This window comes from Photorhabdus heterorhabditis (assembly GCF_018448905.1).
GTDB lineage: Bacteria > Pseudomonadota > Gammaproteobacteria > Enterobacterales > Enterobacteriaceae > Photorhabdus > Photorhabdus heterorhabditis.
Map to the genome: position 1 here is coordinate 21,815 of NZ_RCWA01000011.1, position 21,731 is coordinate 43,545.

The 21,731-nt window shown below is 43.4% G+C and carries 14 protein-coding genes and 1 pseudogene; all 15 read left to right on the top strand.

From position 1 onward, the window contains the following. Window positions 1-2: 2 nt before the first annotated feature. The 15 genes and pseudogenes from iscX (at window position 3) to der (ending at window position 21,711) form a co-directional block, all read left to right on the top strand. On the top strand, window positions 3-203 hold the full coding sequence (gene iscX, locus EAE89_RS09030) for a Fe-S cluster assembly protein IscX (RefSeq protein WP_054479046.1): 201 nt from the start codon (window positions 3-5) through the stop codon (window positions 201-203). Between the two features lie 180 nt (window positions 204-383). Beyond that, entirely contained in the window at window positions 384-1,679 is a 1,296-nt protein-coding gene (pepB, locus tag EAE89_RS09035; RefSeq protein ID WP_054479048.1) for an aminopeptidase PepB, read from the top strand. A gap of 64 nt (window positions 1,680-1,743) precedes the next feature. Further along, a pseudogene (locus EAE89_RS09040) lies at window positions 1,744-2,136 on the top strand (enhanced serine sensitivity protein SseB C-terminal domain-containing protein); the annotation flags it as partial. Between the two features lie 762 nt (window positions 2,137-2,898). Then, window positions 2,899-3,699 carry an MBL fold metallo-hydrolase gene (locus EAE89_RS09045; protein ID WP_054479050.1) on the top strand — a complete coding sequence of 267 codons (801 nt, stop codon included), beginning with the start codon at window positions 2,899-2,901 and terminating at the stop codon, window positions 3,697-3,699. Window positions 3,700-4,625: 926 nt separating this feature from the next. Beyond that, complete coding sequence (locus tag EAE89_RS09050) at window positions 4,626-9,656, top strand: alpha-2-macroglobulin family protein (RefSeq protein ID WP_214085706.1); 5,031 nt, start codon at window positions 4,626-4,628, stop codon at window positions 9,654-9,656. Window positions 9,657-9,712: 56 nt separating this feature from the next. Continuing rightward, window positions 9,713-12,031, top strand: coding sequence for a peptidoglycan glycosyltransferase PbpC (gene pbpC / locus EAE89_RS09055; protein ID WP_214085707.1), 2,319 nt, complete (start codon window positions 9,713-9,715; stop codon window positions 12,029-12,031). Window positions 12,032-12,257: 226 nt separating this feature from the next. Next, a complete protein-coding gene (gene ndk, locus EAE89_RS09060) occupies window positions 12,258-12,683 on the top strand; it encodes a nucleoside-diphosphate kinase (RefSeq protein WP_054479108.1) in 426 nt (141 codons plus the stop codon). Window positions 12,684-12,866: 183 nt separating this feature from the next. Beyond that, complete coding sequence (gene rlmN, locus EAE89_RS09065) at window positions 12,867-14,045, top strand: dual-specificity RNA methyltransferase RlmN (protein WP_054479058.1); 1,179 nt, start codon at window positions 12,867-12,869, stop codon at window positions 14,043-14,045. Window positions 14,046-14,128: 83 nt separating this feature from the next. Next, window positions 14,129-14,539: a tetratricopeptide repeat protein gene (locus EAE89_RS09070; RefSeq protein ID WP_054479060.1), complete on the top strand. Its 411-nt coding sequence runs from the start codon at window positions 14,129-14,131 to the stop codon at window positions 14,537-14,539. A gap of 123 nt (window positions 14,540-14,662) precedes the next feature. Beyond that, entirely contained in the window at window positions 14,663-15,655 is a 993-nt protein-coding gene (gene rodZ / locus EAE89_RS09075; protein WP_054479062.1) for a cytoskeleton protein RodZ, read from the top strand. A 70-nt stretch (window positions 15,656-15,725) separates the two neighbouring features. Further along, entirely contained in the window at window positions 15,726-16,847 is a 1,122-nt protein-coding gene (ispG, locus tag EAE89_RS09080) for a flavodoxin-dependent (E)-4-hydroxy-3-methylbut-2-enyl-diphosphate synthase (protein ID WP_054479064.1), read from the top strand. A 119-nt stretch (window positions 16,848-16,966) separates the two neighbouring features. Then, window positions 16,967-18,244 carry a histidine--tRNA ligase gene (gene hisS / locus EAE89_RS09085; protein WP_054479066.1) on the top strand — a complete coding sequence of 426 codons (1,278 nt, stop codon included), beginning with the start codon at window positions 16,967-16,969 and terminating at the stop codon, window positions 18,242-18,244. 11 nt (window positions 18,245-18,255) lie between these two features. After that, window positions 18,256-18,876, top strand: a complete 621-nt coding sequence (locus EAE89_RS09090) for a YfgM family protein (RefSeq protein WP_214085708.1) — start codon at window positions 18,256-18,258, stop codon at window positions 18,874-18,876. Window positions 18,877-18,890: 14 nt separating this feature from the next. Next, a complete protein-coding gene (gene bamB, locus EAE89_RS09095; RefSeq protein WP_054479070.1) occupies window positions 18,891-20,063 on the top strand; it encodes an outer membrane protein assembly factor BamB in 1,173 nt (390 codons plus the stop codon). 163 nt (window positions 20,064-20,226) lie between these two features. Continuing rightward, window positions 20,227-21,711 carry a ribosome biogenesis GTPase Der gene (gene der / locus EAE89_RS09100; RefSeq protein ID WP_054479071.1) on the top strand — a complete coding sequence of 495 codons (1,485 nt, stop codon included), beginning with the start codon at window positions 20,227-20,229 and terminating at the stop codon, window positions 21,709-21,711. The last annotated feature ends 20 nt before the right edge of the window (window positions 21,712-21,731 follow it).

A 21,731-nucleotide genomic window follows, 5' to 3' on the forward strand; every position in this document is an offset into this window, starting at 1 on the left:
AAATGAGCCTGAAATGGTCTGACAGTCGTGAAATTGCGGAAGCGCTGTATGACAAGTTTCCTGATCTAGACCCAGAAACAGTTCGCTTTACTGATATGCATCAGTGGATTTGTGAATTAGATGATTTTGATGACGCTCCCGAGAAATCTAATGAAAAGATTCTGGAAGCTATTCTTTTGGTCTGGTTGGATGAATTTGAATAACAAAATAGCATTAATTTGTTATTTATTCCTATGGTTTTGAGGTAGGCTGAACTTCAATGAAAAACTGGCTTTGGCCAGTTTTTTTATAGGGTTAATATCTGGCAGGCGAATAATTATGTAGGTAGAAGCTTGAATAAGCTCCTCACTGCCATCAAGCGGTAATAATAAGAGGTGAAAAAAATGACTAAACAAATCATGCCAATAACACTGTCTTATGAACCAGCAGCAGTTTGCTGGGGTGAAAAAGCGTTGATTAGTTCCAGTGATCAAGGGGTGACCATTCATCTGGTTGGTAAAGGTAAATTAGGCGCTGTTCAACGTGCCGGACGTAAAATTGACGGACAGGGAATTCGTCATGTGGCTTTGGTTGGCGAAGGTTGGGATTTAGAGAAAAGTTGGGCTTTCTGGCAAGGATTTCGTGCGCCAAAAGGTAAACGTTCTATTGAATGGCCTCAATTACCTGCGGCTGAAAAACAAGAATTGGAAAACAGAATTAAAATTATTGATTGGGTACGTGACACCATCAATATGTCAGCTGAAGAGCTTGGGCCGGAACAATTGGCGAAACGTGCTATTGACCTAATGTGTGGTATTGCTGGTGATGCGGTAAGTTATCGCATTACTAAAGGCGAAGATTTACGTGAACAGGGTTATGCAGGTATTCATACTGTTGGTCGTGGTTCTTCCCGCGATCCGATTCTGCTGGCATTGGATTACAACCCAACTGACAACTCGCAAGCGCCCGTATTCGCTTGTCTGGTTGGTAAAGGCATTACATTTGATACCGGCGGCTACAGCTTAAAACAATCTTCTTTTATGGATTCCATGAAAGCAGATATGGGCGGAGCGGCAACACTGGCGGGAGCATTGGCTCTGGCGATCAATCGAGGTCTGAAACAGCGTGTTAAACTGTTCCTCTGTATTGCGGATAATATGGTCAGTGGTAATGCCTTTAAATTGGGTGATATTATCCGTTACCGCAATGGAAAATCTGTTGAAGTGATGAACACCGATGCGGAAGGTCGTCTGGTTCTGGCTGATGGTTTGATTGATGCCAGCAAAGAGAAAGCTAAATTAATTATTGATGCGGCAACCCTGACAGGTGCAGCGAAAGCGGCTGTGGGTAATGACTATCACTCTATATTCAGCTTTGATGATAAACTGGCGGCGGATCTGCTAGCTGCTTCTGAATCTGAAAATGAATTGTTCTGGCGCCTGCCATTGGCTGAATTCCATCGTAGCCAACTGCCATCAAATTTTGCTGATCTGAATAATGTTGCGGCACCATCACATACGGCTGGTGCCAGCACAGCGGCGGCTTTCCTCTCTCACTTTGTGGAAGAATACCAAAAAGGTTGGATTCACATTGATTGCTCGGCAACTTACCGTAAATCTGCTGTAGAACATTGGTCTGCTGGTGCAACGGGTTATGGTGTTCGTTCGATTGCAAATCTGTTGTTGGCAAAAGCGAAATAATTCTATTTTGTATAAAAATTGATTGGAGATTTTTATGAGTTCATTAAGTGAGTTGGTTTCGGTTGAGGTTAATGTTCCAAGTGGCAGCGCGATAACACTCAGCCAGCCGGAAGAGTATCCTTCACAGCTCATTGACGCTCTGGTCAGTTTATTTAGCCAGCGTAAACCTGTCCGCCGTGCTTTTATCATTCAGGCTCATGATAAAAATGTGGATGAAAAGCCCAATTTATTAATTGGACTGGAAATGAATGGTACGTCGGATGAAGTTGAACAGTTAATTCAAGAGGCCGGTAGTATTGCCTGTGAATACACTTCCGAAGAAGAACCTATTGATTTTTGCTTGGTTGATGAAAAAGAGCGTGGTATTAGCCATTATTTGATTCAGCATACGCAACCATTTTACCAGCGTAAACTAGGCAGTTGGTTACGAGGGAATATTCCGGTAACGAATACATAATCAATTCGATCGTGGCGAGGTTGGGCGGGGTAGCAATAAAAGAACGGACAGGTTTCCCCCGTGACTTCGCCACGATTTTGATACTATCGGATGCTTATTTTCTAATTCTTATTGAGTTTTATTTAAAATAGATTTTAATATTTATAGGGTTAATATTTCAATTGAATTTAATGTTATTTTTTTAAATAGGGATAATATATTGTTTTATTTCTGAAATAATGATTGAATTATGGTTCAATATTAATTGATTTATTTCATTAATAACTTACATATACCCAATAGATTTCAAGATGCATTGTGACGGCAAGAGAACGCATCCCCGGGAGCATAGAGAACTCTGTGACTGGGGTAAATGAACGCAGCCAACAAAGCAGCAGCTTGAAAGATGAAGGGTATAAAACTATACAGTTATGAGCTTAAATTAAATGGATTAATATTGTATTTGAGAGTCTATTTTATTAATTACAATAATATCCTGTTGAATTTTCATGTGAGATAATATATTTATCTTTGTTGGTAAATATATGTTGTGCAACAAGGGATAATAATTATGTGTTAATATTGCAAGGCGATAAATATAATAGAGAGATAGTCATTTTATGTTGAAAAATTAACTGACAGAAAATAAGTGATAATTTGTGATCTGCTTATAAGAATGTGACGATATAAACGCTTTTCATTGTTTTATTGATGTACATCAATGCTATTGTTACCCGTATCGTTTAATAGAAGTATGACTTCAACAAAATTAATGGATATACCATGTCATTAAAAATAACTGTACTCCTGGAAAATAAAACATCTGATTCATATTTGATAGCTAAGCCTGGTTTAAGCCTTTTACTTGAGGACGGTGAAGAGAAGATAATTTTTGATACCGGCCCGGATGACAGCTATATCGAGAATGCAAACAGGATGGGAATATCTATTGATGATATATCTAAGATTGTTATCTCTCATGGACATTCTGACCATATCGGTGGTGTTAATTATTTCCCTCATAATGCTAAATTAATATGTCATCCTGATGCATTAAATGAGAGATATTATGGGGTTAAGTTCAAAAACAGTGTTTTAAAGTTTAAAAAAATGTCGGGTAAAATTAATAAAAGAATCAAGAAGAAAGTTTTTTTTCGTTTGACAAAATCGCATATGAAGATAAGTGAACGATTTGTTTTTTCAGGAGAAATAACAAATAATCATCGAAAATCCTATGGTTTAGTAAAAAAAAGTTCTTGGGCCAATGACTATATATTTGATGATAGTGCTTTAATTTGGAAAAGTGATCACGGGCTTGTTATTATTGTTGGGTGTGGTCATTCTGGTATTTGTGAAATAATTAACCACGCTAAAATAATTACAGGTGTGGATAAAGTATTCGCAGTGATAGGTGGATTCCATTTGAGGAGAGCATTACCGACCGAATTATTGAAGATTAGAGAGTTCTTCATAAAAGAAAATATCAAAGAAGTCTATGGGTGTCATTGTACGGGTAGTTGGGGAAGGCTTTGGCTGCCAAATGCTAAGGGGTTGAAAACAGGACAAGTGTTACTGGTAGGGTAATGGTGATGAGATTTATTCAGAACGTAAATTTTCATGCAGATTTTTATTGGGTTACTACTCAATTTTTCCCGATGTTAAGAATTGGAGTCCTTGTCTTACTTAAACCATTTAGCCTATAAATAACGATTAGTGAATATTTCCATTACTGACTTTATTGACATTTATTATTGCATTTTTTCTCATAGAGGGCTTTGTCGGCATTTTCTAAAAAAAGACTTAAAAAACAAAAATTTTGTACAAGTAATCATTGCCACTTTTGGTAATAAAGTGGCATGATGTACCTGTATATTATTCTTAATATTAATGTTTTCTATATTGAATTATATCTTATTAATTCTATTAAGTTTGGTTATTATTAACTATAATTTTCTTATTTTCTTATTTTCTTATTTTCTTATTTTCTTATTTTCTTATTTTCTTATTTTCTTGTTTTCTTATTTGCTTATTTAACTCCCGTTAATATATTGTTTAATATTCTCTTATTTTTCGTGATTTATAAAGAAATATATACCCAATAGATTTCAAGTTGCAGTGCGGCGGCAAGTGAACGCATCCCCAGGAGCATAGATAACTATGTGACTGGGGTAAGTGAACGTAGCCAACAAAGCAGCAGCTTGAAAGATGAAGGGTATAGCTTAATAAATGTTATTTACGCCAAATTAAGGAATTAAAAATTTTATTCATTTATGAAATATATAGAGTTCTTAATCATAGATTAAAGCTATAAATTCAAATATATTTATTGCATTCTATGATATTTAATTCGTTAAAAAAGAGTTATTATATGAACTTAATGTTTGTATATTGTCACTATTCAAATAGTGCAATATTACTTAATCTGTTTGCGTTAAATTAATGTATTGATTTGTAAAGTTATTCATTAAATCCTATTACTGATTGGTTGGGATAAGATAGGGGTTACGGTCATGAATCAAGGTCAATTCTGGCATCGGCCAGAAAGAAAAAGGCGTTATTTTGCGGTGATTTTGGCTTCTTTGCTGGTGCTTTCTGGTTGTGACCAGTCTGACAGTTCTGATAATAATAAAACCGCTCAATCACAATCCACAGAAATTCAAAGCGAAAAAACATCTCTGCAATCAAATGTTCCACCAAAATTAGTAAAACAGAAAGATGCGGCATCATTGGCTGAGTTGGCAAAACGCTACGCGGGTAAAGAGGTGACAATTTTAGATGCTTCTGAGCTTCAACTTGATGGTGCCAGCGCAATGGTGGTGACATTTTCTGTTCCGTTAGATCCAAATCAAAATTTTGCCCAGAATGTCCATTTGGTCGATGTAAAAGAAGGCAAACTTGATGGTGCTTGGGAACTGTCAGATAACATGATGGAACTCCGTCTGCGTCATTTGCCTCCATCCCGTCAGTTGCAATTGGTCGTAGATAAAGGGGTTAAAGGTATTAATGAGCGTCAGCTTGAAGCGGATTATGAGAAAACTCTGACAACAGAGACGATTTCTCCCTCTGTCGGTTTTGCCAGTAAGGGATCTCTGTTGCCAAGTAAAGTCGCAGAAGGTTTACCTGTGTTGGCACTCAATGTTAATCACGTTGATGTTAATTTTTTCAGGATCAAAGAGACAGCGCTGCCTTCTTTTATTGCCCAGTGGCAATATCGCAATAACCTAAATGACTGGGAATCTGAAGACATTCTTAAATATGCGGAATTGGTTTATACCGGTCGTTTCGATCTCAATCCAACGTTAAATACCCGCGAAAAATTGCTATTGCCATTAAATAACATTAAAGCATTGCAGCAAGATGGTGTTTATATGGCGGTGATGCAACAGGCGGGTAAATACACCGATACCAATCCGGCAACCATGTTCACGTTAAGCGACGTTGGGGTTTCTGTGCATAGTTATCTGGATCAGATGGATGTGTTTACCCAATCTCTGGAGCAAGGCAGTAGCTTGAAAGGCGTGGAAGTACGCTTGTTGGATGATAAAGGGCAGTTATTGTCAAAGACAATGACAGATGGTGATGGACACGCAAGTCTGGAGAAAAGTGCAAAAGCTAAATTACTGCTTGCCACTCGTGATGGGCAAACCAGTATGATCGATTTGGCGTCACCCGCGCTGGATCTGTCTGAATTTGATATCGCAGGTCCACAAGGGTACAGCAAACAGTTTTTTGTCTTTGGGCCTCGTGATCTTTATCGCCCCGGTGAAACTTTGATTGTGAATGGTCTGTTGCGTGATGGTGATGGTCGTGCAATTAAAAGCCAGCCGGTCAAAGTTGATGTGTTGAAAACGGATGGTCAGGTAGTCCAGAGTTTTGTCTGGCAACCTGAAAATGGGTTGTATCAGTATCACTACGCTATTCCTCAATCAGCGGATACCGGTCTCTGGTCGTTACGTTTTGATTTGGGTGATAACAAGTTTCGTTACTATAAGTTTAATGTAGAAGATTTTATGCCAGAGCGTATGGCGCTGGAAATTAGCAGTGAATTGCAGCCGGTGATGAAAAATCACAATGTGGATTTTGCCATTAAAGGCCGTTACTTGTACGGTGCCCCTGCGGCGAATAATCGCTTGCAAGGGCAATTATTTCTGCGTCCAGACCGTGATGCGGTAGCAAAACTACCTGGCTATGAATTTGGTGCTATCAATGAAGAAAATCTCAGTCGTACATTAGATGAGTTTGATCTCATTCTGGATAGTGATGGTGGAACTGCACTGGATGTTAAGGCGGAAAATTGGAGTTCAGTCACATCACCGGTAAAAGTGATTGTACAGGCAAGCCTGCTTGAGTCTGGTGGTCGCCCGGTTACACGTCGTGTTGAGCAAACTGTGTGGCCAGCCGAAAAACTGGTTGGTATTCGTCCATTGTTTGGTCGGAAACAGGTTTATGACTATCGTACTGGTCGCGACCAAAGCCGTTATAACGTGGATGAAAATTCATTAGCTGAATTTGAGCTGGTCTATGCGGACGCCAATGGTAAAAAATATGTGGCGAAAGATCTGACCGCCCGTCTGGTTTATGAACGTCGTGATTATTATTGGCGTTGGTCGGATGGTGAAGGTTGGCAATCAGGTTATGATCAGAAAGATCTGGTGATGGCAGACGAGCATATCCAGATTGCTCAGGATGGTACGGCAAAAGTCAGCTTCCCGGTTGATTGGGGTTCGTACCGTATTGAAGTGGTTAATCCAGAAAATCAATTAGTGACCAGCGTTAATTTCTGGGCCGGTTATTCATGGCAGGACAATACAGGAGGCACAGGAGCTGTTCGTCCTGATCAGGTGAAATTGTCTCTGGATAAACCGGCTTATCAGGTGGGCGAGAAAGTAAAATTGCATATGGTTGCACCACAGGCGGGCAAAGGTTATTTGTTGGTGGAATCCAGTGAAGGGCCGCTCTGGTGGCAGGAAATTAATGTGCCGGAGCAAGGTCTGGATGTGGAAGTGCCGATCAATAAAGAGTGGCGTCGTCATGACCTTTATCTGACTGCCGTGGTTGTACGTCCGGGTGATAAATCTCGTCAGGCGACACCGAAACGGGCCATTGGCGTGTTGCACCTGCCGTTGGCTGATGAAAATCGTAGACTGGATTTGACGCTATCCGCCCCAGAAAAAATGCGTCCGAATCAGGATTTGACCGTTAAAGTTAAAGCAACACCACAGCCAGGGCAACCATTGCCTAAACAGGTTAATGTGTTGCTTTCTGCTGTCGATACCGGGGTGTTGAATGTCACGAACTTTAAAACCCCGGACCCCTACCAGGTCTTTTTGGGTCGTAAACGTTACAGCGTCGATCAATATGATGTGTATGGTCAGTTGATTGAAGGTGATGGTCGGTTGGCGAATCTGCGTTTTGGCGGTGATGGTGATGAGAATGCGCTTGATCGCGGAGGTAGAAAACCACTGACTGAAGTCAATATTATTGCTGAACAGGCACAGCCCGTAGCGTTGAATGAAAAAGGAGAAGGGGAGATTGTTCTGCCAATTCCTGATTTCAATGGTGAATTGAGGCTGATGGCTCAGGCGTGGAGTGAGAACGAGTTCGGTCATGGTGAAAGCAAAATTACCATTGTTGCACCGGTGATTACACAGATGGCATTACCGCGCTTTATGGCTGGTGGTGATCATTCATTGCTATCGCTGGATCTCACTAATTTGACTGAACAGACGCAAGATCTGACTTTAAACTTTACGACTGATGGTCTGATCAAATTAGAAGGTGCTGCCAACAAGGAAATAACCTTGGAAAAAGGTAAACGTATGACAGTTGAAATTCCTGTTACAGCGGATCGTGGTTTTGGTCAGGGGGAAATTTTCCTGACAGTCGATGGCCTTAATTTACCGGGTGAAAATCTGAAACAGTATAAAAATAGCTGGAAGATTGGAGTGCGTCCGGCACAACCGGCGGAAACCATGCTGTTTGCTGATGTTATCCATCAGGGAGAAAATTGGCAGTTACCGTTAGATGCAATATCGGGTTTAGCGCCAGAAACGCTCGAAGGTCAGTTGTTACTAACCAGCCGTCCGCCGTTACAGATTTCGCGTTATATCCGAGAACTGTACGCCTATCCGTATGGTTGTCTTGAGCAGACTATTAGTGGACTTTATCCATCGCTTTATTCAAATGAAGCAGAATTGAAAAAATTGGGTATCAAAACGGAAAGTGACAGCAAACGTCGGACGAGTATTGATGAGGGGATTATCCACTTGTTAAGTATGCAGCGCCACGACGGTGGATTTGCCTTGTGGGATAGGGCCGGAGATGAAGAATATTGGTTAACGGCTTATGCTACCGATTTTCTGTTCCGTGCAAGTCAGAGAGGCTATAGCGTACCGAATGATGCACTAAATTCTGCCAATAACCGTCTGTTGCGTTATTTACAGGATAAGAATGTCATTAACTATCGCTACAGTCAGAATCAGGAAGCAATGCGGTTCTCAGCTCAGGCTTATGCTGGTTTGGTGCTTGCCAGTCAGCAGAAAGCGCCGTTAGGTGCCCTAAGACAAGTTTATGAACGCCGTTCTCAGGCAGGAAATGGCTTGTCATTAGTACAATTGGGAGTTGCACTGAAACTGATGGGTGATAACACCAGAGCAGATGAAGCGGTTCGCTTGGGAATCAATAAAAATCGTCATGATGAGTTCGGATTGGGGGATTACGGTAGTGCTATCCGTGACAACGCCCTGATTGTCGCGCTGTTGACTGAAAATAATATATTGCCAAAAGATCGTGATGAAAAATTGCTGGAGCTGTCTGATGAGTTGCCATCCCGTAACTATTTTTCAACTCAGGAGAGTAATTCACTCTATCTGGCAGGGCGTTTCTTTATAAATGCTTCGGAACAACCATGGGCAGCGGTAGTTAATCAGCAAGTGCCGCCGTTGAGCAGCAGCAGATCATGGAATCAGGTGATGAATGCAGAGCAGATCCTGCAAGGAGTTAATATCAGCAATCGTGGTAACAGTACGCTCTATTCTCGTTTGAATGTCGTCGGTTATCCACAATATTCACCGAAACCCTACTCTAATGTATTGAACATCCAGCGTAGTTATCTAGATCTAAATGGTAATCCGGTTTCTATTGATCGTCTGAGAAGTGGTGAAATGGTAGTGGTGAAGCTGGTGGTCAACTCAGATAAATCAGTACCGGATGCTTTGGTTGTTGATTTGCTGCCTGCCGGTTTAGAAGTGGAAAACCAGAACCTGGCTAATAGCAGTGCCAGTTTGAGCGATAGTGCTACTAATCTCCAGGAATTGATTGGTGATATGCAGCAGGTGACTATTCGTCATACTGAATATCGTGATGATCGGTATGTGGCAGCGGTCGCAGTTGATCCCTATCAGCCGGTGACGTTGCTGTATTTGGCTCGTGCGGTGACACCGGGTGTCTACACGATTCCGGCACCTCAGGTTGAATCTATGTATGTCCCTTACTGGCGAGCGGTGGGATCTACCCCTGAAAAATTGGAAGTTGTCCGCTAAACCCAGCCCTTACGCCTAAGCGTAAGGGCTGATTTCTTATCAGGTATTCCAAATCGATGAAAAAAACATATCGCCTCATTTGGTTGATTGTGCTGTCGTTGTTTCTGATCCCGGCGAGTCTATGGCTGGCCGATAAAGTTTGGCCTTTGCCATTGCGTGAAGCCAAAATGGCACGGATTGTCGTGAGTGAGGATGGTACTCCGCTTTGGCGTTTTGCCGATGATGAAGGGGTTTGGCGCTACCCGGTAACACTGAATCAAGTGTCACCGGAATATATTCAGGCACTACTGACTTATGAAGATCGCTGGTTCTATCAACATCCAGGAATTAACCCGATTTCTCTTGTCAGGGCGGCTTGGCAAGATATACGAGCAGGTAAAATTTTGTCGGGCGGGAGTACGTTGTCAATGCAGGTTGCCCGGTTGATTGATCCGCATTCACGTACCTTGAGCGGGAAGTTGAAACAAATCGGGCGTACATTACAGCTTGAGTGGCACTACTCTAAAGATGACATTCTTGAAATGTATCTGAATCGTGCCCCGTTTGGTGGTACGTTGCAAGGAATTGGAGCGGCGAGTTGGGCTTATCTGGGAAAACCGCCATCTGAGCTTTCTTCAGGAGAAGCCGCTTTATTGGCTGTTTTGCCACAGGCACCCAGCCGTTTAAGGCCAGATCGTTATCCTGAACGAGCACAGTCTGCCCGTAATAAGGTTTTGCAACGATTGGCAGAGTATAAAATCTGGCCGGAAGAGAAAGTGGCGGATATTCGGCAAGAAACATTGTGGTTAGCGCCTCGGCAGGTGCCACAGCTTGCGCCGCTTCTTGCCAGACGAATGGCTAAAGGTCGTCGTCAGGAAATCATCAAAACAACGATTGATGTGGGATTACAACGCCAGCTTGAGGATATGGCGGTAAATTGGAAGTATCAGTTATCGGATAAAACTTCAGTCGGGGTATTAGTGGTCGATCACACTGATATGGCGGTGAAAGCTTATATTGGTTCTCTTGATTTCCGGGATGACAGCCGTTTTGGTCATGTTGATATGATAAGTTCATGGCGTTCGCCAGGATCAACGCTGAAACCATTTTTGTATGCCATGGCGTTGGATGATGGGCTGATTCATGGGGAGTCACTTTTACAGGATGTGCCTCGCCGCTTTGATTATTACCGTCCGGGAAATTTTGACAGTAGTTTTAATGGCCCGGTCAGTGCCAGTGAGGCATTGGTCCGCTCGTTGAATTTACCCGCAGTACAACTACTTGAAGCATATGGTGCTAAACGGTTTACCGCTAATATGCGTAATGTGGGAACCGTTTTACGTTTTCCTCCCGGTAGCGAACCCAATTTGTCATTGATTCTTGGTGGAACGGCAACCCGGATGGATCAATTGGTGGCGGCTTACACCGCGTTTGCCCGTCAGGGAAAAGTTTCTCCTCTGAGATTCACACCGCAGCAGAAATTGCGTGACAGACAACTTTTTTCTCCGGGGGCAGCATGGATAGTCAGGCGGATGATGGCCGGAGAAGGGCGTCCACAACCTGATGATGTATTACCGGCGCAAGTGCCACTGGCCTGGAAAACCGGTACCAGCTATGGCTACCGCGACGCTTGGGCTATTGGTTTAAATGCCCGTTATACTATAGGTGTTTGGGTTGGTAGGCCGGACGGAACGCCGGTTGTGGGGCAATTCGGTTATGCCACTGCGATTCCGATAATGACTCAGATCAATAACTTGTTGTTGGCGAATATGCATAATGGCGCTAAATGGATTCCTTCTGATCCACGCCCGGCAAGTGTTAGTCAGGCAATAATTTGTTGGCCAGGTGGGCAGAGTCTGCCTCAGGGAGACAGTAATTGCCGTCAACGCCGTTTGAGTTGGATACTTGATCATACGGTTCCTCCTACATTGCCTGCTGTGGGGCAGGAAGGTATTTCGGGCATTAATGAACAGGTATGGGTGGATAAAAAAGGGTTGCGTGTCGCTCCTGATTGTTTTAACGCTGAGCCTAAAAATATCGCTTTATGGCCGATTACTCTCGAGTCATGGTTGCCTGAGGAGGAGCGTCGAGCGCAACGTTTGCCACCCATTAATCCGCAATGCCCACCGCTGAAATTAGATCAGGCGCCCTTGTTAATTGTTGGTATTCATAACGGTGATGTGTTGAAACGGCTTCCCGGTATTGACAGCCTTGATTTACGTATTACGACTCAGGGGGGAAGTGGTCAGCAATGGTGGTTCCTAAATGGAGAACAAATTATGACCACAGAAAATAATCAGGCGCTGGTGCAGACATTGACCCAACCGGGAAAATATCAGCTTAGTGTTTTGGATTTGGGAGGGCAGATAGATTCTGTGAATTTTATCTTGAAGTAAACGATTCAGTTAAAAGTGTGATTTGTACGAAAAAATGGTAATTTTCGCTAAGGAAAATTTAATAAATTGTTATGTTTTCTGTAGGCAACCGTCTTTCGTGCCCCTATAATCAACGCCTCTTTTTATCCCTGCTAGGGTTGCGGGAATGAATATTACCCGATCAACTTTTATCGGGAATAAAAAATTAAAATTATCTGTTGCTGAAAGAAGAGCCAAGAGGTTATCCATGACGGTTGAACGTACTTTTTCTATTATTAAACCTAATGCTGTGAAGAAAAATGCTATCGGGTCCATTTATGCCCGTTTTGAAAGCGCTGGGTTTAAAATCATTGCCGCCAAAATGCTTCACCTGACCCGTGAACAGGCTGAAGGTTTCTATGCAGAGCACAAAGGCCGCCCTTTCTTTGATGGTCTGGTGGAATTCATGACTTCGGGTCCAATTGTGGTTCAGGTATTGGAAGGCGAGAATGCAGTACAGCGTCACCGTGACTTGATGGGTGCAACCAATCCTGATAATGCATTGGCCGGTACTCTGCGCGCTGATTATGCAGACAGCTTTACTGAAAATGCGGTGCACGGTTCTGATGCTGTTGAATCTGCCAACCGTGAAATCGCGTATTTCTTCACTGAAAATGAAATTTGCCCACGCTAACTGATTTACAGTTAGCCGTAGCATCATTGCATTAAAGTTTGTACAATGCCGCGCCCCGTTGTTAATTCAACGGGGCGTTTATTATTTGTCACTATACTAAATTGATAGTGGTACCCGAATTGAAACTTCGCGTTGAATTCATCAGCGCAGAGCCGAAAGTGTAACAACGAGGCAATGTAAGAAATGTCCCAACCAAATACTGTGGCACAAGTTGCTGCTTCTGTCGTGTCTGAAACTCCAGAAAATAAAAGCGGTAAAATTAACTTACTTGATCTGGACCGCAAGCAAATGCGTCAGTTTTTCGTTGATATGGGGGAAAAACCCTTCCGTGCCGATCAAGTGATGAAGTGGATATATCACTACTGCTATGACGATTTTGAGCAGATGACGGATATTAACAAAACTCTGCGAGCAAAATTGCAGCAGGTTGCTGAGATTCGTGCGCCTGAAGTTGCAGAAGAGCAACGTTCAGCCGATGGTACGATTAAATGGGCTATCAGTGTTGGTGATCAACAAGTTGAAACGGTTTATATCCCAGAAGATGATCGGGCAACGTTGTGTGTCTCTTCTCAGGTAGGATGTGCACTGGAGTGTAAGTTTTGCTCAACTGCTCAGCAAGGGTTTAACCGTAATTTGCGGGTTTCTGAAATTATTGGGCAGGTTTGGCGTGCCGCAAAAATTATTGGCTCACTGAAATCTAGTGGTCGTCGTCCGATTACTAACGTCGTTATGATGGGAATGGGTGAACCTCTGCTTAACCTGAATAACGTAGTGCCTGCCATGGAAATCATGATGGATGATTTTGGTTTTGGTCTGTCCAAACGCCGCGTGACGCTATCGACATCAGGAGTGGTGCCTGCGTTAGATAAACTTGGCGATATGATTGATGTTGCTTTGGCCATTTCCCTGCATGCGCCGACAGATGATATTCGTGATGATATCGTCCCGATCAACCGTAAATATAATATTGAGCAGTTCCTTGCCGGTGTACGCCGTTATTTGACTAAATCTAATGCCAACCAAGGGCGTGTGACAGTGGAATATGTCATGTTGGATCAGATTAATGACAGCGTGGAGCAGGCACACCAATTGGCTGCATGCTTAAAAGATACACCGAGTAAAATCAACTTGATCCCATGGAACCCATTTCCAGGTGCGCCATATGGTCGCAGTTCTAACAGCCGTATCGACCGTTTTGCCAAGGTGCTTATGGGGTATGGTTTCACAACCATTGTTCGTAAGACCCGTGGAGATGATATTGATGCTGCATGTGGCCAGCTTGCCGGTGATGTTATTGATCGTACAAAACGTACATTGAAAAAACGTCAGTCAGGTGAACCTATTCAGGTAAGAACGGTCTGAATTCAGGCATGTCCTGTAATACAGTAACTACAGTAACTGAAATTATTGCTATAATTGCGAATCCTTAATCAATGAGGATAGTTATGATAAGGACGTTATCGGGAATGATTGTTGCTGCCGCATTATTGGCAGGTTGTTCCAGTCAACCAGCAAACGGAAATAAACAGCGAATAGTGGCAACAGAAACTCGGATTCAACTGGGAATGGCTTATCTGGCTGAAGGCAATTTGCCGGCTGCCAGATATCACTTTGATAAAGTATTACGGGCAAAGCCTGACCATTATCAGGCTCAATTGGGTATGGCATTATATGAGCAATATTCCGGCCAGCCGGAAGCTGCTCGTCAGCGTTATAAAATAGCAATGCAGTATGCGCCAGGAAATGATACGGTATTGCATCATTACAGCGCTTTTCTCTGTGAACAGGGGCAGCATGAAGAAGCCAAAATGTTGTTTGCCGGGAGCAATGCTGACAGGCGTATTTGTTATCAATGATTTGCCGCTAGTAAAATAGCAAATCTATTTCGCCGCGCAGGCTGTTGCATAATGTAAAAATTATCGCAAGAGAAGCCGGCGCGAAGTTTTCCACAACCTGAACAGTGCTGCATCTTCTTGCTAATGAATACTGAAACAACTCCAGAACAAGCTCATTTAACAGCAGGTTACCTCCTGCGTCAGGCTCGTGAACAACACGGGTTAACTCAGCAGACTGTGGCTGATCGCCTATGTTTGAAACTTTCTACTATCCGCGATATTGAAGAGGACAATATACCCGCTAATATGGCGCCGACTTTTTTGCGTGGTTATGTTCGTTCTTATGCTAAATTGGTACACATTCCAGAGGCAGAAATTCTGGCAATTTTGGATAAGCATACTCCAGCAAAAACAGCAAAAGTTTCACCAATGCAGAGTTTTTCATTGGGTAAGAAACGTAAAAAGCGCGATAGTTGGTTAATGCGGATTACGTGGCTAATTATTTTGGTGGTGATCAGTTTGACTGGAGCCTGGTGGTGGCAGAACTACACCGCTCAACAGAAGGAATTGATTTCGATGGTTGATCAATCTGCGGCTCAGATTGTTCAGCAAGATACTAACTCTGTGGATTTATCGACGGGAAATCACGAGCAGGCAACACAGTTGCAGGCTGGTGAGCCGCCTACACCAGTTGTCCCAACGGAAAATGTAGCGCAAGCGAATAATCATAGTGGGAAAGCGACCCAGCCTGTAATATCAACTCAAAAGCAGGCAGTGGAAACACCAGAAACTCAGCCACAGACTGTCCCATTACCAACTAATCCGACTAATCAGAGTACAGCTCAGCTATCTGATGTTGTGGAAAATAGAACAACGGTAGTAGCTGGTAGTGATAAATTGGTGATGAATTTCAAGGCATCCTGTTGGTTACAGGTTGTTGATGCTAATGGGAAGACGCTGTTTAGCGGAACTAAAAGGAAGGGAGATAGTCTGAGTCTTTCTGGTTCATTACCTTATAAGTTAACTATTGGTGCTCCGACGGCAGTGGATGTGCAGTTCCAGGGGCAGGCTGTCGATTTAAGCAGCTTTATTAAAGCTGGTCGTATTGCGCGTTTTAAAGTACCAGAAACACGGTAAATGCCTTGATAGTACAGCATTAGTTGTTATTTCATGAGTAAGCACATGGAAGTATGGGAGAAACACCAGTATGCATAATGAATCGCCGATAAAAAGACGCAAATCTACGCGTATTTATGTAGGGAATGTGCCAGTCGGGGATGATGCACCCATTGCGGTGCAGTCAATGACAAACACACGCACTACAGATGTGGAAGCAACGGTTAAACAGATAAAGTCGCTGAAACGTGTTGGGGTTGATATTGTCCGGGTATCAGTACCAACGATGGACGCAGCAGAAGCATTTAAACTGATTAAGCAGCAAGTTAATGTTCCTTTGGTTGCGGATATTCATTTTGATTACCGTATTGCACTTAAAGTTGCTGAGTATGGTGTTGATTGTCTGCGTATTAATCCGGGTAATATTGGTAATGAGGCACGTATCCGTGAGGTTGTGGCTTCTGCCCGTGATAAAAGTATCCCAATCCGTATTGGTGTGAATGGCGGATCATTGGAAAAGGATATTCAGGAAAAATATGGTGAGCCAACACCAGAAGCCTTGGTGGAATCGGCTATGCGTCATGTGGATATTCTTGAAAAACTTAATTTTGACCAGTTCAAAATCAGCGTAAAAGCGTCTGATGTATTTCTGGCGGTTGGGGCTTACCGTTTGCTGGCTCAGAAGATCGATCAGCCATTACATCTTGGTATTACAGAAGCGGGTGGCGCTCGTGCGGGTTCTGTAAAATCAGCCATTGGTTTGGGAATCCTTCTGTCAGAAGGTATCGGTGATACCCTACGTATTTCGCTAGCCGCCGATCCGGTAGAGGAAGTCAAAGTCGGTTTTGACATTCTGAAAGCACTGCGTATTCGTTCCCGTGGTATTAATTTTATTGCCTGTCCAACCTGTTCTCGTCAGGAATTTGATGTTATCGGTACAGTTAATGCTTTGGAACAACGGCTGGAAGATCTATTGACACCGATGGATGTTTCAATCATTGGTTGTGTGGTTAATGGGCCGGGTGAGGCGGAAGTTTCCACTTTGGGCGTTACCGGTGCTAAGACGAAAAGCGGTTTTTATGAAGATGGGGTTCGGCAGAAAGAGCGCCTCAATAATGCTGATATGATCGATCAGCTTGAGGCTAAGATCCGTGCTAAGGCATCAATGCTGGATGAAAATAAGCGTATAGACATAAGTCAATTAGATAAATAATAAACCTGACACTAGCGCATAGTTATCGTGAGCTAGTGCTGTTTGGTTTGCCAATTGAACCTCGTCAGTATTCGCTTTTATAATCAACATCATTTTTGAATTATTAACAGAGATAAAACGTGGCAAAAAATATCCAAGCTATCCGTGGTATGAATGACTACTTGCCAGCAGATACTGCTATCTGGCAGCGTATTGAAAGCACTTTGAAACGAGTGCTTGCGGGCTATGGTTATAGTGAAATCCGTACACCGATTGTAGAGCAGACCCCGTTATTTAAACGTGCTATCGGGGAAGTGACTGATGTGGTTGAAAAGGAAATGTACACCTTTGATGATCGCAATGGTGAAAGTTTGACCCTGCGTCCTGAAAATACCGCAGGCTGTGTGCGTGCGGGTATTGAACATGGTCTGCTGTACAATCAGGAACAGCGCGTATGGTATATCGGGCCAATGTTTCGTTATGAGCGCCCACAAAAAGGCCGTTATCGTCAATTTTATCAATTAGGTGCTGAAGTATTTGGTCTTCAGGGGCCTGATATTGATGCCGAACTTATTTTAATGACTGCCCGCTGGTGGCGTGAGCTTGGTATTTCTGAGCATGTAACGCTTGAACTGAACTCTATTGGTTCGTTGGAAGCGCGCGCCAGCTACCGCGAAGCGCTGGTTGCTTTCCTTGAGCAGCATAAAGATAAGCTGGATGAAGATTGCAAGCGTCGTATGTACAGCAATCCATTGCGTGTTTTGGATTCAAAAAATTCTGAAATTCAGCAACTTCTTAATGATGCGCCGGAACTGTTTAATTATCTTGATGCCGAATCAAAGGAACATTTTAACAGCCTGTGTGCACTTCTTGATGCAGTTGGTATCAAATACCGAATTAATCAGCGTTTAGTTCGCGGTCTGGATTATTATAACCGTACAGTATTTGAATGGGTCACAACCGCGCTTGGTGCTCAGGGGACTGTCTGTGCTGGTGGCCGATACGATGGGTTGGTTGAGCAACTGGGTGGCCGTTCGACTCCGGCAGTAGGTTTTGCTATGGGAATGGAGCGTCTGATTCTGTTGGTGCAGGAAACTAACCCGACATTTGTGGCTGAGCTGTCAGTTGCAGATGTTTATCTGGCTTCTTTCGGCGAAGGCAGTCAGCAAGCAGCATTGATTTTGGCTGAACAGGTACGTGATATGTTGCCGCAATTACGCCTGATGACGAATCATGGCGGAGGTAACTTTAAGAAGCAACTAGGGCGTGCAGATAAACACGGCGCTAAAATTGCGTTGATCCTTGGTGAGGATGAAGTACGTTCTGGTCAGGTAGCCATTAAAGATCTACGGACCGGCGAACAACAAACGTTGCCGCAAGGCGAAATTGCTGCTCGTTTGGCTGAACTGTTAGGCTAAGGAGAGACTTTGTGGAAGTCTATACCAATGAAAATGAACAAGTTGATGTGATCCGCCGCTTTTTTGCCAATAATGGTAAGGCGATGCTTTTCGGGCTGGTCCTGGGTGCTGGCGCGCTGATTGGCTGGCGTTATTGGCAATCTCATCAAACAAATCAGTTACAAGCAAGTGCGGAAGCTTTTGAGCAAGTAAATCGGGGCTTAATTTCCGGTGTAAAAGAGAGTCATGCTGCTGCTGAGAAATTTGCCAGTGAAGCGAATAACAGTTATGGCGTGATGGCTCATATGCAACTGGCTAAACTTGCTGTTGAAAAGAATGAGTTAGCTAAAGCGGAGCAGTTTTTGTCTACAGCGGTAGAGCAGACAAAAAATGAAGATTTGCAGGCTCTGGTTAATATTCGTTTAGCCAGAGTTCAATTGGCAGAAGGTAAAGCGGATGTTGCACTGAAAACACTGGAGCTGGTGAAAGGTTCTGGTTGGGTTGCAGTAGCAGAAGATATCCGTGGTGATGCACTATTGAAAAAAGGTGATCTTGCTGGTGCTCGTGCAGCCTATACCAAAGGTTTGGGATCAGATTCACCTCAGGCGATCAAATCGATGTTAAATCTTAAATTGAATAACTTATCCAGCTAAGGGGATTTTTTTCAATGCAACTGCGTAAAACACTCTTGGTTGGTCTGGTTACTTCCGTTCTGTTAGCTGGTTGTTCAAGTGAGCAGGATACGGTAACTATGTCACCGTTACCACAGGTTGAAAATCAATTTAACCCAAGCGTTATCTGGGATAAATCTGTAGGTGATGGTGTTGGTCGTTATTACTCTCATTTGACACCAACCTGGCAGGGCTCTGTTGTCTATGTTGCTGATCGTAATGGCATCGTTAAGGCGCTGGAAATTGATAGCGGCAAAGAGATATGGTCGGTAAATCTGGCTGAAAAAGCGGGTTTGCTCTCTTCCCGTATACCTGCGTTGCTTTCTGGTGGTCTGACGGTTTCCGGGGATCATTTATATGTAGGTACTGAACGTGCGAAAGTGATTGCGCTAAATACGGCGGATGGTCAGGTTGTCTGGGAATCTGAAGTTGCTGGTGAAGCGTTGTCGCGTCCGGTTGTGAGTGATGGCTTGGTATTGATTCATACCAGCAATGGTATGTTGCAAGCATTGGGTGAGTCGGATGGTAAAATTCGGTGGTCCGTTAATATGGACACGCCATCGTTGTCATTGCGTGGTGAGTCGGCCCCAGCTGTGGCTTATGGTGCGGCGATCGTAGGTGGTGATAATGGCCGTGTCAATGCAGTACTGATTTCTCAGGGGCAACTGATTTGGCAACAACGTATCTCCCAGGTAACCAGTTCTACGGAAATCGGTCGTCTTAATGATGTTGATATGACACCGGTTATTTCTGAGGGTGTGATATATGCAATAGCATATAATGGTAATCTGGTGGCGCTTGATATGCGCTCAGGTCAGCTTCTCTGGAAACGCGATTTGGGTTCAGTGAACGAGATGGTTGTTTCTGGTGATAATATTTACATTGTTGATCAAAACGATCGTGTTATGAGCCTGCGTCAAAGTGATGGTGTGACTCTGTGGACTCAGACAAAATTACAGCACCGTAATCTGACTGCGCCTGAAATGTATAATGGTTATTTGGTTGTTGGTGACAGTGAAGGTTATCTTCATTGGTTGAATATGGATGACGGCAAGTTTGTTGCTCAGCATAAAGTTGATAGTTCTGGCTTAATGAGTCGTCCGGTTGTTGCCAGCGATAAACTGATGGTACAGGCGAAAGACGGTACAGTTTATCTGTTTACCCGTTGAGTATTTTTTACTATCTATTTATCTGAAGTAGCATAAAGAGTTGTTATCGTTCCACGGCTCCTGAAAAGACCAGGAGCCGTTTCGTCTTTTTAGTGTTTTGTTGCGACTAAAACCATAAGCAGCAAAATACTGATTTCAAATTTAAGTCATGAGGCATCAACAAATGATACCTGTCGTCGCTCTGGTAGGGCGCCCAAATGTGGGTAAGTCCACATTATTTAACCGTTTAACCCGTACAAGAGATGCGCTGGTAGCGGATTTTCCAGGTCTGACCCGCGACCGTAAATATGGTCGAGCGGAGGTCGAAGGGCAGGAATTTATCATCATTGATACTGGCGGTATCGATGGCACCGAAGATGGTGTTGAAACACATATGGCAGCACAATCTTTGATGGCGATTGAAGAAGCCGATATTGTTCTGTTTATGGTAGATGCCCGTGCTGGATTAATGCCAGCAGACCACGCTATAGCAAAACATCTGCGTAGCCGTGAAAAAGCGACTTTCTTGGTTGCAAATAAAACCGATGGGATTGATATCGATACATCCATTGCTGAATTTTATTCACTCGGATTAGGTGATATATATTCCATTGCTGCTTCTCATGGCCGTGGTGTAACCCAGCTTATCGAACGGGTATTGCTACCTTTCTCCGGTAAGGATGGGGAAGAAGAGGTTGAGCTGACCGAAGAAGAAGCGAACGCAGCATATTGGGCTGAACAGGAACAGAATGAGTCTGAGATGGTAGAAGAAGAGGAAGATGATTTTGATCCATCAACTCTGCCATTGAAATTAGCAATTGTCGGCAGGCCAAACGTAGGGAAATCTACGTTGACTAACCGTATCTTAGGTGAAGAGAGGGTTGTGGTTTATGACATGCCGGGTACCACCCGTGACAGCATTTATATTCCAATGGAACGTGATGGTCGCGAATATGTCTTGATTGATACCGCCGGTGTGCGTAAGCGGGGTAAGGTTACTGAAATAGTTGAGAAATTCTCAGTAATCAAAACGCTTAAGGCGATTGAGGATGCAAACGTTGTGTTACTGGTGATTGATGCCCGTGAAGGCATTTCTGATCAGGATTTGTCGTTGCTGGGTTTTATACTTAACAGCGGGCGCTCGTTAGTGATTGCGGTCAATAAATGGGATGGCATGTCACAGGAAGATAAAGAGCAAGTGAAAGAGATGCTTGATTATCGTCTTGGTTTTGTTGATTTCGCCAGAGTACATTTTATTTCTGCTTTGCATGGTAGTGGTGTGGGGAATTTGTTTGACTCGATTCTTGAGGCTTATGACTGCGCGACTCGCCGTGTAAGTACCTCATTATTAACCCGCATTATGCGTATGGCTGAAGAAGATCATCAGCCGCCAATGATCCGTGGTCGCCGGGTAAAAATGAAATACGCACATGCTGGTGGTTATAATCCACCAATCGTTGTGATCCACGGTAATCAGGTCACTGGTTTGTCTGATTCTTATAAGCGTTATCTGATGAACTATTTCCGCCGGTCGCTGAAAGTGATGGGGACACCAATTCGGATTCAGTTTAAAGAAGGAGCAAACCCGTATGCAGACAAACGCAATACTTTAACACCAAACCAGATGCGTAAACGTAAACGTCTGATGACTCACTTAAAAAAGCGTTAATTCTAAAATGGAGGGGTGGT